Genomic DNA, 11,508 nt, shown 5'->3' with positions numbered 1-11,508 from the left:
AATTGATCAATTAAATAGTAGAAGGGAAATTACAAATTTCTTTTGGGGATAATGTTATGATCTTTTCTACTTTAAGATTTATATTTGCCGAACAAATTTTAAGGTATGCCCATTTTAGATTTATACGAACACGGAGAGCAACGTAAAAACTTGGCACATTTTGCCACTTTGGCCAGTTTGGCAGCCGTTGATGGCGTGATCAGTGAAAAGGAAAAAGAAATTTTGGACAAATTTGCGTTTCGACTTAATATCACCGATGCGGAGTATAAAGAGGTGATGAAAAAGGAGAACAAATATCCAATAGAAACGCCTCATAGTGGTGAAAAAAGATTGAAGCGTTTGTTCGATTTCTTTGGGATGGCCTTTGCAGATAACAATGTTGACGAAGAGCAGATGAGCCTAATTGTCAAATATGCAGTTGGACTTGGTTATTCCCCCGAAAAAGCGGTTGAAATTGTAAAAAAATCAATCGCGATATTTACTGGGAAGATAGCTTTTGAAGATTACCAATACCTCATGGATAAATAGGCTACTTTTTAGCCATAAATTCTTCAGCTTTTTCTACCATTTTTTTACTACCACAAAAGAAGGGAACACGTTCATGTAATTCGGTTGGCTGAATGTCCATAATCCGTTGATGGCCATCAACGGCTTTTCCATTGGCCTGTTCAGCCAAAAATGCCATAGGATTACACTCATACAGTAAGCGAAGCTTACCCTTATGTGCCTTGCTGCTTTTTGGGTACATATAAATTCCACCTTTGATCATGTTTCTATGAAAATCGGAAACCAAGGAACCTATGTATCTTGAAGTATAAGGTCTATCCTCTTCCTCTTTTTGACAGTATTTAATATAGTCCTTTACACCTTGTGGAAAATGGATATAGTTTCCTTCATTTACGGAATAGATTTTTCCAGTCTCCGGAAATTCCATGTTCGGATGAGAAAGGTAAAAAGTACCAATGGCGGGATTTAAGGTAAATCCGTTTACACCATCTCCAGTGGTATACACCAACATAGTGGAAGTTCCATATACAATATAGCCTGCTGCAACTTGGTTTTTTCCTGGCTGGAGAAAATCTTCAAGTGTTACAGGAGTACCAACGGGTGTAACCCTTCTATAGATCGAGAAAATAGTTCCTACCGAGACATTCACATCAATATTGGATGAACCGTCCAAAGGATCAATTAACACCACATATTTGTTCTGGTGTTGCTCATCATTACTGTTTATTGTAATAAAATCGTCCTCCTCTTCAGAGGCAATACCACAAACAATCTCTCTGTTCTTTAAGGTCTGAATAAACTTTTCGTTAGCAAGGACATCCAATTTTTGTTGGTCTTCCCCTTGAACATTGGTGTCTCCGGCTTCGCCGAGAATGTCGACCAATCCTGCCTTGTTCACCTCGTGGTTAACTACTTTGGCAGCCAACCTAATGGCATGAATCAGTTTGGAGAGTTCCCCAGTGGTATACTGGAATGACGACTGGTTTTCAATGATAAATTCCCCAAGTGTTTTGTTTATTTTTCCCATTGAATTGGCAAGTGTTTTATTTGGCGACAAATATCGTGTATTTTGTGATACTACAACGTTTTCGTAATTGCAAAGTTTTTGATTTTTATAACTTTGAGTTTTATTTATAACAATATGGATTTTTCAATCAGAAATGCCCAGCAAGAAGATATGGAACAAGTACTGGGACTTATTCACGAACTAGCAGAATTTGAAAAGGATCCCAATGCAGTTGAGGTTGCCGAAGAAGATTTGATAAAGGATGGATTTGGAGAAAACAAGTTATTTCATTGTTTTGTGGCGGAGAAAGAAAATGAAGTTGTAGGTATTGCATTAACATATCCTAGATATTCTACATGGAAAGGACCGGTATTGCATTTAGAGGACCTGATTGTCTCTGAAAAAATGCGTGGAAGTGGTTTGGGTACGGCTCTTTTGAATGAAGTAGTAAAATATGGGCATAACTTGGGCGTTAAAAGAATCAGTTGGGAAGTGTTGGATTGGAATGAACCTGCAATTGAATTTTATGAGAAAAAAGGAGCCAACGTAATGCGGGACTGGGATGTGGTGCAACTAGATAAAAATGGCATTGACAGCTATTTAAATAATTTAAATTCACCTGAGAAGGTAAAATAGAACTATTAACGAATGAGAGTTTTTAAGTTTGGTGGGGCTTCTGTGAAAGATGCAGATGGTATTAGAAATGTTGTTAAAGTATTACAAGAAGTAGGGCATAAAGACACCTTGGTAGTGATTTCCGCCATGGGGAAAATGACCAATGCCATGGAAAAAGTGGTTGCTTCTTATTTTGAGGATAAAAAGACCATTACTTCTTCTATACAAGAGGTAATAGACTATCATGAAAATATTTTATCAGATTTATTTGAGAATAAGAATCATCCTGTCTATAGCAAGGTTAAACTTTTGTTTGAGGAAGTCAAAGGGTTTTTAACCTGGAATAAATCTCCAAAGTATGCCTTTGTTTACGATCAAGTAGTGGGGTACGGAGAATTGGTTTCTACAACTATTGTAAGTGAGTATTTCAATGAAGTTGGAATACCAAATACTTGGCAAGATGTTCGCAATCTTATTAAAACTGACAACGGTTATAGGGATGCAGCTGTAAATTGGGAACGTACCCAGCAGGAAGTTTCCACTAGAGTAGATATGTCCAAATTGAATATCACTCAAGGCTTTCTGGGAAGTGATGATAATAATTTTACCACTACTTTAGGTAGGGAAGGCTCCGATTATTCAGCTGCAATTTTGGCGTACTGCCTAAATGCCAATTCTGTTACCATCTGGAAAGATGTCCCAGGGGTTTTAAATGCTGATCCAAGAAACTTTAAGGAAACCCAGTTGCTTGATCAAATCTCTTACAGAGAGGCCATAGAACTAGCCTTTTATGGTGCATCTGTAATTCACCCTAAAACGCTTCAACCATTGCAGCGAAAAGAAATTCCTTTACATGTAAAATCCTTTATTGCCCCCAAGGGGAATGGAACCACTGTTGGCAAAGGAGAAGATATATCACCCAAAGTACCTTGCTTTATTGTGAAAAAAGACCAGGTCCTTATAAAATTATCGTCATTGGATTTCTCATTTATCATGGAGGACAATATCAGCGAGATTTTTAAATTGTTCCATGACCATAGGATGAAAGTGGATTTGATTCAAAATTCAGCAATAAGTTTTTCAGTTTGCTTGGATAATAAGTTTAATGGACTACAGTCTATGTTGGATGAACTAAAAAGAAGATTCAAAGTAGTTTGTCATGAAGATGTGTCGTTGTATACCATCAGACATTTTAATGATAAGGCAGTAAAATCACTTCAAAATGGAAGGTCTGTTTTGGTGGAACAGCGTGGTAGAGAAACAGTTCAGCTCGTTGTAAAATAAAATTACCCGAACTCCTTTTCGGTTAAGAGCGCAATAGCCGTAATTTTCTATCTTTACGCTTACCAAATTTTGTTTTATGGGGTTGGTTTCTGCAAAAGAGGTAGCAAAAGTCATTAAGCTTGACAGATATGGATTTTTAGGCACCTTTGTAGGTTGGCTTCTAATGGTGGCCACTAGGATTACAGGAATAAACAGATTTTACAATAAGAACAAATCGCTACCAGGAACAGATTTCTTAGATGCCATTTTGGAGCATTATGAGATTGATTTTGAAATACCCGAAGAAGATTTAAAGCGTCTTCCCAAAGAAGGACCCTATATCACTATAAGCAATCACCCACTCGGAGGTATTGATGGCGTTTTACTATTAAAACTAATGTTACAAGAGCGTAGCGACTTTAAGATAATCGCAAACTTCTTATTAAATAGAATAGAACCCTTAAAACCCTTTATAATGCCGGTAAATCCTTTTGAGAATCATAAGGATGCCCAAAGCAGTATTTCCGGTTTTAAAAATGCGCTTTTGCATCTAAGAGAAGGACATCCCCTTGGAATTTTCCCCGCCGGGGAAGTTTCAACCTATAAGGATGGTAAATTGGTAGTGGATAGACCTTGGGAAGAAGCAGCACTAAAACTTATTAGAAAAGCTGAGGTGCCAGTGGTGCCAATATATTTTCATGCAAGAAACAGTAGACTATTTTATAGATTATCCAAAATCAATGATGTTTTTAGGACGGCAAAATTGCCTTCGGAAGTCGCATCACAAAGTAGAAGACCAATCAAAGTAAGGGTAGGACAGCCCATATCCGTAAACGCTCAAAAAGAGGAGAAAACCTTAGAATCTTTCACAGAGTTGCTAAGAAAAAAGACCTATCTCTTAGCTAATGCATTTGAGAAAGAACGGTTAATCGATAAAGTACCTTCCACTTTAAAAATCCCTAAATCTCCCAAAAAGATAGCCACAGCTGTAGGCTCTAAAGTTTTGGAAGGCGAGATTGAAAAGCTGCGAGAAAAAGATTGCCGAATGCTGCAAAGTAAGAACTACGAAGTCTATTTGGCACAAGAACAGGACATGCCCTTTATTTTAAATGAAATTGGCAGACAACGCGAAATAACTTTTAGAGAAGTAGGGGAGGGTACTAACAATGCTGTTGATTTAGATGAATTTGATTCTTACTATCACCACCTTTTTCTATGGGATGATAAAGAGAAAGCAGTGGTTGGTGCATATCGCATGGGCCTAGGTTCACAAATATTCAAAAAGTATGGTATTGATGGGTTCTATCTCCAAGATTTATTTCGTTTTGAACCTGAACTATATGGAATGATGGAGAAATCCATTGAAATGGGAAGAGCATACATTGTAAAAGAGTACCAGCAAAAACCAATGCCTTTGTTTCTGTTATGGAAAGGAATAGTACATACAACGTTAAGACACCCGGAGCATAAATATCTGATTGGCGGAGTAAGCATCAGCAATCAATTCTCCAATTTTTCAAAGTCGTTGATGATTGAATTTATGAAATCCAATTATTGGGATCCTTATGTGGCACAGTACATACGACCAAAGAAGGAGTTTAAAGTGCTGCTAAAAGATGCCGATAAGGAATTTGTTTTTGATGAGACCCAGGCAGACCTAAACAAATTTGATAAGCTGATCAATGAGGTGGAACCAGGCAGTCTTCGTTTACCTGTTTTGATTAAAAAATATATTAAACAAAACGCAAAAGTCGTTGCTTTTAATGTTGACCCACTGTTCAATAATTCTGTAGATGGTTTAATGTATATTAAGATTGCCGACTTACCTGAAAGTACCGTGAAACCGGTTATGGAAGAATTTCAAGCCGAATTGGAGCGAAAATTAAACCACTAATTTTTTAATTGAATGCATTTTACAAAGGCGTTAGTATTCACCATATTTTTCCTTACTACATTCTTAGTTCAGAGTCAAGAAATAGTGGGTTCTGTGGCGGATAGGGTAACTAAAAAACCAATTGATGGCGCTTCTGTTTATTTTGATGGTAGCTCAACTGGCACCATTACCGATCAGGAAGGTAATTTTAAAATAAAGTTACTGTACCAGAACAATGCTACTTTGGTGATACGCTATTTGGGATATGAAACTAAAAAAATTGCCAACCTAAATGAAACCTCCAAATTAAAAATTGAACTGAGCGAAGCCGTGGAAAGCTTGGACGAGATTGTTGTTACATCCGATCCGTTTTCCCGCAGACAAAAACTAAAGGTTTTTAAATTGGAATTTTTAGGTGACACAAAAGGCGGGCGGAACAGTACAATTGTGAACGAAGGTGAAGTTAAACTGTATTTTAACACCTATGACAATACGCTTACTGCATACTGTAATAAACCTTTGATCATTCAAAATGATTATTTGGGCTATGTTGTGAATTTTGAAATTGAGGAATTTAAAATTTTCTTCAAAAAAAGTAGTCTGGAACGAACAGACAATATTTATCATACGGTATATGATGGTTCCACTCAATTTTACGATGTTTCTTCAAATGATTCAAAAATAAAAGAGCGTAGAGAAAAAGCATATTTGGGTTCTGCTATGCATTTTATGAGATCATGTTGGAGTGGGAATTTTAAAAATCAAAACTTTGAATTGAAACGCGGTTTTAAGCCAGTATCAATTACAAACTTTTTTTCTAAAGAAAACTCGAATACAGCCTTGCAAAACATTCGGTTTTCGAGCGATAAATTTGTGATTTACCATAAGAAAAAAGGTAACTATAGATCTACGCTAAGCATAAATAACATAGATACTACTTATACACTTGATAGATATGGGAATTACTCCCCTTTTCAAGAAATCGTTTTTGGAGGCTACATGGCCAACTTTCGTATAGGAGACATGTTGCCGATAGATTATGGACTTTAAAAAGCTGTATAGTAACACTTAATTGACCAGTTCTTCCTTTACAAAATCATGGCAAAAAGCCTTTATTTCTTCTCTCGCTTTTAAGAATGCCGCATGTTTTACCTCTTGGGTACCATTAACCTTTGATGGGTCAAAAAAGTTGTGGTGAATTCGTTCTGCATTTTCAGCTGGAATAAATGGGCAATTTTCTTTGGCATGGTCACAAACGGTAATGATATAATCCCATGCGATACCTTGGTACTCATCTACATGATTTGATGTATGTGACGTAATATCGATACCATCCTCTTGCATAATGGATACGGCACCGGGATTTAGCCCATGGGTTTCTATACCGGCACTATACACATTTGCCAAGGAGTCTTGAAAATAATTTAAATACCCATGTGCCATTTGACTTCTACATGAGTTTCCGGTGCATAAGACCAATACATTTTTCATTTTTTTCTTTTGATGATTAATCTATTCCTATAATTTCACTTCTTTTCTCAAACAACAGATTATCCTTCCAGATACCGTCAATCTTCCCTACTCGTTCCCGTTTGCCTATGTAACGAAACCCCACTTTTTTATGCAGGTGGATACTGGATTCATTTTCAGGAAAAATTCCCGACTGCAGCGTCCAAAATCCAGCTTTTTCGCTTTCAAGAATTAGATGTTCCATAAGGAGCTTTCCAATCCCTTGTCCTCTGCTTTTAGCACTTATATATACACTTACTTCTACAACACCACCATACACGCATCTACTGGAGACAGGTGATAAAGCGGCCCAGCCAAGAAGCTCACCTTCTGCTTCGGCAACCAATCTACATTGCTTCACATGCGCTTTGTTCCAACTTTCATAAGTTGGGGTTTCTTGCTCAAAAGTTGCAAAACCAGTAGCTATGCCTTGAGCGTATATTTGGCAAACTGCTTCCCAATCGGAAACTTGCATTTCGCGGACCTGCATAGTTTTGATAAATTAACAGCAACCACCTCCTGGTGCACAGCCACTTGAGGTTTCTGCCACAACTTCTTCTGAACTATCTGCAACACCACACGTTTCTTTGGCTTTGCAATCTGTTTTTTCAACAGAAAGTTTTAAAACTAAAGATTGGTCATCCATGGTATAATCATGTACAAAAAGCTGTGCCGTATGAAAATCTGAATTGCTATATTCGAACTTTATTTCAGCATCTTTTACCATAGGTTTAATTCCATCTACTTTGTTGAGAATGGCCAGCGCTTTATAAGCTGACATAAAATCTTTTTTGTCCTTTTCTTTTGGACTTTCCCATAATTGTACAATGGTTTCTTTCCAGAAATCGGTTCCAGCTCCACAGTCAACAGCGTCAACCGTAACATTTTTGATTTCGGTGATATGATAGTTAGCACCTACGAATTTACCTTCGGCATATTCAAATAGCAAACTTTTGTTCTGATGTTGTTTTAGGATAGATAAAAATTCTGATGTATTCATGATTAACAGCAATTATAATTAATATTGGTAAAAAACGTGGTGAAGGAATTTTGTAGTTCCCCCCAACGCTCTTCATTGATACAGTAGCAAAGATTTTTGCCTTCAAAGGTCCCTTTAAGGAGCCCTATTTTTTTTATTTCGTTTAAATGTTGCGATATAGTGGGTTGCGAAAGTCCGATAACATCTACCAAATCATTACAGATGCAATTTTGTTGTCGGCTTATATATTCCAGGATGGCAATGCGAGCTGGATGCGCCAAAACTTTGGCCACTTGCGCCAGCTCGTTCTGCGTTACGGAAAACATATGTGTTTTAGAGGCTCCCATTATTACTTATAACAACATTAATAATTTTATATTGCAATATTACGATAATAATAATAAATAAAAAAGCCAGAGCGATATTCTCTGGCATTTTTTTTTAGAACCAAGGCTTTTTTCCTACCTGGTAAGTGTTGTAAAATTCTTCATCTGATTTGGTCAGGTATATGATTCCTTCAATTAATCCTATAATACCCGGAATCCATGCTAAAAAAGCACCAATAACAAAACAAACCAAGATATAAGCTATAATGGAAAAGCCCAAAAGAATGAATCCTTCCTTGTTATAACCCAATATAAATTTATGAACTCCAAGTGATCCCAACAGAATTGCTAAAATTCCAGCTAGCATCTTCTTGTTGTCTCCACCAGCGCCTTTAATACCTTCCGCAAATTCATTTGCAGTCTTTTTGGCCTCCTCTTTAAAATCACCAGCCGCTTCTTTGGCGTCTTCAGCAGCATCTTTTGCTGCTTCTTTTGCTTTGTCAAAAGCTTCTTCCGCTTTATCTCCTAAGTCTTTGTTTTCTTCAGACATTATTTAAATGTGTTGGTTAAACTAGTCTTAAATGTAACAAATAATTCAATATCTAAAGAAAAGCTTTATCAACAGGTTCCCATAGCTCCAATTTGTTGCCTTCGGGATCTAAAATCCAGCCGAACTTTCCGTAGTCATATTCTTCTACTTCACCAACAACGGTAACACCTTCTTTTTTTAGGACTTTTAAAAGCCCTATTAAATTTTCAACCCTAAAATTCATCATGAATTGTTTTTCGCTGGGCTGAAAATATTCGGTGTCATCTTTAAAAGGGCTCCATTGGGTCATGCAATCATTACCATCCTTATCTTTCCACCAAAAACTCCATCCATATTGATCTGTAGGTATGCCCAATCGTTCTTTATACCATTTCTTAATGTTATCTGGGTCTTTGGTTTTAAAGAAGAATCCACCCAGACCTGTTACTCTATTTTTCATTTCTTTCTATTTTTTATGTTTTTTTCATAAAGTGCTATCCAAGAGTCTACGGTCACTTTTTGGCATAGTTCTGCTATTAATTCATACGGAATGTGTTCCATTTTTTTAAACCGAATGCAACTCTTGCCCATATCCAATTTGGTTTTTACATGCTTTGGATACTCCTTAACGAACCAGTCCAACAATGTCTTGTCAGCATAAATACCTGAATGGTATAGAGCCACAAAGTTTTTTTGAGAGGCAATATTGATAAAGGGCAATGGAAGTTTAGGGTCACAATGATAACCATCTGAATATATGGAATGAGGAACGACGTATCCTATCATTTTGTAGCTAATGCATTCTTCAAACCCATTTGGAATGTTCTTTTTTACAGTCTCACGTAATTTGGAAACTGCTGCTTTGCGATCATCAGGTAGTTTGCTTATGTATTCGTCAGGTGTTTTGGCGTTGATGGTCATGCTGAAATTATTTTCGTTGTAAAATTAAAGCTGAAATAAGAGAAATAATAAACCCAATTACAAAAACTGTCATTGCCATTAGACCAAAGGAAAAAATTGGATTTGAAAACATCTCTTTTTGTGCTTCCAATTCTGCTAGTTTCACCTTGAACTCATCGGGAGCCATGGCATTTCGCATACTCTCTACGGTAGCGTCATAATATTCTACCATAAAATCTGGATTAAGAACTTCGGTAAATAAAACATCAAGAGCGCCAAAGGCCACTGCAGTGATAAGGCTAATTAATATTCCAATAATAAGGGCCTTTTTAAAACGTATCTTCCCGGCATTCTCTTTATCTCTAAAATGTTTAATTCCAAAGTAGACAAAACCAAGAGATAGAACCATGGACACATACCCCAGAACTTCTTGTGTGGAAAACGATAAATCGTTTAATAGATACCAACTGGTTAAAAATAAAATACAAATGGTAAGGGCTCCATAGAGGCCAAATCTAAGTACCGTTTTTTTCATGGTTATTAATTTAAATGGTTAAACCAAAAGTAGTTAAACAGGTATGCGAGAGACTCATACTAAAGTACCAAAATCGTGGCACTTTGATTTAAGTACAGCTAAATAGCAAGAATTTGGAGTTGTTTTGCCTTTTGTACGGCTTGGGTTCTGCGTTTTGCATCCAATTTCACCAATAGATTGGAAACATGGGTTTTGATAGTACTTTCTGAAACAAAAAGTTTTTTTGCAATTTCTTTATTGGATAGCCCATTTGATATTTGAACCAGTACCTCATATTCACGATTGCTTATTCCTAGTTCCTCGACCCTTTTTAGATTTACAATAGTGTCTGGAAGCTTTTCTTTTTGTAATGTTCTTTTATTAATATAAAGTCCAATTAGAAAAAAGACAATGGCAATGCTCGCAATTACTATTTCGACGGAGACATCTCTTGAGATGTAAGCATATTTGCTCAACTGAAAGAGGGCGAGTAGCGCTACTATTAAGGCGGAAAAAACAAAAATGGTCTTCTTCACCCACTAAATTTAGCAAAATCTTGTTTTAACCTTGTCCACGATAGTTTGCGCCAGTTTTTCTTTGCTTTCTATCGTCCAACCAGCTACATGAGGGGTTAGCAGTACGTTTTTTGCCTTGCGCAAATATTTAAACGCTTTTGGCTTTTGAACGAACATGTTTTCAAATGACTTTTTTTCATATTCCAAAACATCCAATCCAGCACCCAATATTTTTTTGGATTTTAGTCCTCTTACCAAATCCTTTGTAATAACACATTTGCCCCTTGCCGTATTTAACAACCAAAAGGGCTTGTGAAAAGCATTTATGAATTCTGCATTCACCATACTTGCGGTCAAATCTGTTTGTGGAACATGAAGGCTTACCACATCTGATCGTTGTTGAAATTCCATGATGCCCACCTGCCGGGCATTATCATCGCCAACACCTCCAACAATGTCATAGCAAATGATCTCTACATCAAAACCTTGCAGTTTTTTTGCGAAAGCTCTACCCATATTTCCGTAACCAATTATGCCTACAGTTTTTCCTTCCAGCTCTATGCCGCGGTTGCCTTCGCGGTCCCATTTTCCCTTTTTAACTTCTCTGTTGGCCTTGGTCATTTTGTTCATGAGGGACAATAGCATTCCCAAGGTATGTTCGCCTACTGCATTCCGATTACCCTCTGGAGCGGAGGCCAGAAAAACTCCTTTTTGCTTGGCATACGAAGTGTCTATGTTTTCCAATCCCGCGCCTAGGCGACCAATAAATTTCAAATTAGTGGCCTGATCCAAAAACTGCCGATCCAAAGTAAATCGACTTCGAATTATGATACCATCATATAGATGGACTTTTTTTTCCACTTCTTCTTTTGAGGATATATAATCTTCGTGGTTTTCGAAACCAAGTTGGGTAAATTGTTCAAGAAGTAATGGATGATTTATATCTAGGTGGAGAATTTTCATGGGCTAAAT

Annotated in this window: 16 protein-coding genes; 5 read left to right on the top strand and 11 right to left on the bottom strand. The window is 37.0% G+C overall.

From position 1 onward, the window contains the following. The first annotated feature begins 105 nt into the window (after nt 1-105). A complete protein-coding gene (locus tag FVB32_RS03355; RefSeq protein ID WP_147741166.1) occupies nt 106-528 on the top strand; it encodes a tellurite resistance TerB family protein in 423 nt (140 codons plus the stop codon). Between the two features lies 1 nt (nt 529). On the opposite strand, the gene fbp is transcribed toward FVB32_RS03355, so the two are convergent. Next, complete coding sequence (gene fbp, locus FVB32_RS03350) at nt 530-1,534, bottom strand: class 1 fructose-bisphosphatase (RefSeq protein ID WP_147741165.1); 1,005 nt, start codon at nt 1,532-1,534, stop codon at nt 530-532. Nucleotides 1,535-1,648: 114 nt separating this feature from the next. On the opposite strand from fbp, the gene FVB32_RS03345 reads away from it, so the two are divergent. The 4 genes from FVB32_RS03345 (at nt 1,649) to FVB32_RS03330 (ending at nt 6,314) form a co-directional block, all read left to right on the top strand. Continuing rightward, a complete protein-coding gene (locus FVB32_RS03345; RefSeq protein ID WP_147741164.1) occupies nt 1,649-2,149 on the top strand; it encodes a GNAT family N-acetyltransferase in 501 nt (166 codons plus the stop codon). Between the two features lie 12 nt (nt 2,150-2,161). Then, entirely contained in the window at nt 2,162-3,412 is a 1,251-nt protein-coding gene (locus FVB32_RS03340; protein WP_147741163.1) for an aspartate kinase, read from the top strand. Between the two features lie 76 nt (nt 3,413-3,488). After that, nucleotides 3,489-5,285 carry a GNAT family N-acyltransferase gene (locus FVB32_RS03335; RefSeq protein WP_147741162.1) on the top strand — a complete coding sequence of 599 codons (1,797 nt, stop codon included), beginning with the start codon at nt 3,489-3,491 and terminating at the stop codon, nt 5,283-5,285. Between the two features lie 12 nt (nt 5,286-5,297). Then, a complete protein-coding gene (locus tag FVB32_RS03330; protein ID WP_147741161.1) occupies nt 5,298-6,314 on the top strand; it encodes a carboxypeptidase-like regulatory domain-containing protein in 1,017 nt (338 codons plus the stop codon). A gap of 18 nt (nt 6,315-6,332) precedes the next feature. Here the strand turns inward: FVB32_RS03330 and FVB32_RS03325 are convergent, their stop codons facing one another. The 10 genes from FVB32_RS03325 to FVB32_RS03280 form a co-directional block, all read right to left on the bottom strand. Beyond that, entirely contained in the window at nt 6,333-6,755 is a 423-nt protein-coding gene (locus tag FVB32_RS03325) for an arsenate reductase ArsC (RefSeq protein ID WP_147741160.1), read from the bottom strand. Nucleotides 6,756-6,771: 16 nt separating this feature from the next. Continuing rightward, nucleotides 6,772-7,263 carry a GNAT family N-acetyltransferase gene (locus FVB32_RS03320; protein ID WP_187269486.1) on the bottom strand — a complete coding sequence of 164 codons (492 nt, stop codon included), beginning with the start codon at nt 7,261-7,263 and terminating at the stop codon, nt 6,772-6,774. Between the two features lie 12 nt (nt 7,264-7,275). Next, nucleotides 7,276-7,773: a DUF6428 family protein gene (locus tag FVB32_RS03315; RefSeq protein WP_147741158.1), complete on the bottom strand. Its 498-nt coding sequence runs from the start codon at nt 7,771-7,773 to the stop codon at nt 7,276-7,278. Between the two features lie 2 nt (nt 7,774-7,775). Continuing rightward, on the bottom strand, nt 7,776-8,099 hold the full coding sequence (locus FVB32_RS03310) for an ArsR/SmtB family transcription factor (protein ID WP_147741157.1): 324 nt from the start codon (nt 8,097-8,099) through the stop codon (nt 7,776-7,778). A gap of 94 nt (nt 8,100-8,193) precedes the next feature. After that, the gene (locus FVB32_RS03305; RefSeq protein ID WP_147741156.1) at nt 8,194-8,628 is read right to left on the bottom strand and encodes a TM2 domain-containing protein; all 435 of its coding nucleotides are present in this window, start codon (nt 8,626-8,628) and stop codon (nt 8,194-8,196) included. A 52-nt stretch (nt 8,629-8,680) separates the two neighbouring features. Further along, the gene (locus FVB32_RS03300) at nt 8,681-9,067 is read right to left on the bottom strand and encodes a VOC family protein (RefSeq protein ID WP_147741155.1); all 387 of its coding nucleotides are present in this window, start codon (nt 9,065-9,067) and stop codon (nt 8,681-8,683) included. After that, nucleotides 9,064-9,528, bottom strand: a complete 465-nt coding sequence (locus FVB32_RS03295) for a DUF1801 domain-containing protein (RefSeq protein WP_147741154.1) — start codon at nt 9,526-9,528, stop codon at nt 9,064-9,066. The genes FVB32_RS03300 and FVB32_RS03295 overlap by 4 nt, the downstream gene beginning before the upstream one ends. 7 nt (nt 9,529-9,535) lie before the next feature. After that, on the bottom strand, nt 9,536-10,042 hold the full coding sequence (locus tag FVB32_RS03290; RefSeq protein ID WP_147741153.1) for a DUF4199 domain-containing protein: 507 nt from the start codon (nt 10,040-10,042) through the stop codon (nt 9,536-9,538). 98 nt (nt 10,043-10,140) lie between these two features. Continuing rightward, complete coding sequence (locus FVB32_RS17990; RefSeq protein WP_147741152.1) at nt 10,141-10,557, bottom strand: response regulator transcription factor; 417 nt, start codon at nt 10,555-10,557, stop codon at nt 10,141-10,143. 9 nt (nt 10,558-10,566) lie between these two features. Further along, the gene (locus tag FVB32_RS03280; RefSeq protein WP_147741151.1) at nt 10,567-11,499 is read right to left on the bottom strand and encodes a 2-hydroxyacid dehydrogenase; all 933 of its coding nucleotides are present in this window, start codon (nt 11,497-11,499) and stop codon (nt 10,567-10,569) included. Nucleotides 11,500-11,508 lie beyond the last annotated feature (9 nt).

It is taken from the genome of Flagellimonas hymeniacidonis, assembly GCF_008040165.1.
Classification (GTDB): domain Bacteria; phylum Bacteroidota; class Bacteroidia; order Flavobacteriales; family Flavobacteriaceae; genus Flagellimonas; species Flagellimonas hymeniacidonis.
This window is presented reverse-complemented; position numbering and strand designations above follow the sequence as displayed.

Coding starts and splice junctions, on each gene's coding strand:
- FVB32_RS03355 (WP_147741166.1), top strand. CDS start 106: ATGCCCATTTTAGATTTATACGAACACGGAGAGCAACGTAAAAACTTG.
- fbp (WP_147741165.1), bottom strand. CDS start 1,534: ATGGGAAAAATAAACAAAACACTTGGGGAATTTATCATTGAAAACCAG.
- FVB32_RS03345 (WP_147741164.1), top strand. CDS start 1,649: ATGGATTTTTCAATCAGAAATGCCCAGCAAGAAGATATGGAACAAGTA.
- FVB32_RS03340 (WP_147741163.1), top strand. CDS start 2,162: ATGAGAGTTTTTAAGTTTGGTGGGGCTTCTGTGAAAGATGCAGATGGT.
- FVB32_RS03335 (WP_147741162.1), top strand. CDS start 3,489: ATGGGGTTGGTTTCTGCAAAAGAGGTAGCAAAAGTCATTAAGCTTGAC.
- FVB32_RS03330 (WP_147741161.1), top strand. CDS start 5,298: ATGCATTTTACAAAGGCGTTAGTATTCACCATATTTTTCCTTACTACA.
- FVB32_RS03325 (WP_147741160.1), bottom strand. CDS start 6,755: ATGAAAAATGTATTGGTCTTATGCACCGGAAACTCATGTAGAAGTCAA.
- FVB32_RS03320 (WP_187269486.1), bottom strand. CDS start 7,263: ATGCAGGTCCGCGAAATGCAAGTTTCCGATTGGGAAGCAGTTTGCCAA.
- FVB32_RS03315 (WP_147741158.1), bottom strand. CDS start 7,773: ATGAATACATCAGAATTTTTATCTATCCTAAAACAACATCAGAACAAA.
- FVB32_RS03310 (WP_147741157.1), bottom strand. CDS start 8,099: ATGGGAGCCTCTAAAACACATATGTTTTCCGTAACGCAGAACGAGCTG.
- FVB32_RS03305 (WP_147741156.1), bottom strand. CDS start 8,628: ATGTCTGAAGAAAACAAAGACTTAGGAGATAAAGCGGAAGAAGCTTTT.
- FVB32_RS03300 (WP_147741155.1), bottom strand. CDS start 9,067: ATGAAAAATAGAGTAACAGGTCTGGGTGGATTCTTCTTTAAAACCAAA.
- FVB32_RS03295 (WP_147741154.1), bottom strand. CDS start 9,528: ATGACCATCAACGCCAAAACACCTGACGAATACATAAGCAAACTACCT.
- FVB32_RS03290 (WP_147741153.1), bottom strand. CDS start 10,042: ATGAAAAAAACGGTACTTAGATTTGGCCTCTATGGAGCCCTTACCATT.
- FVB32_RS03280 (WP_147741151.1), bottom strand. CDS start 11,499: ATGAAAATTCTCCACCTAGATATAAATCATCCATTACTTCTTGAACAA.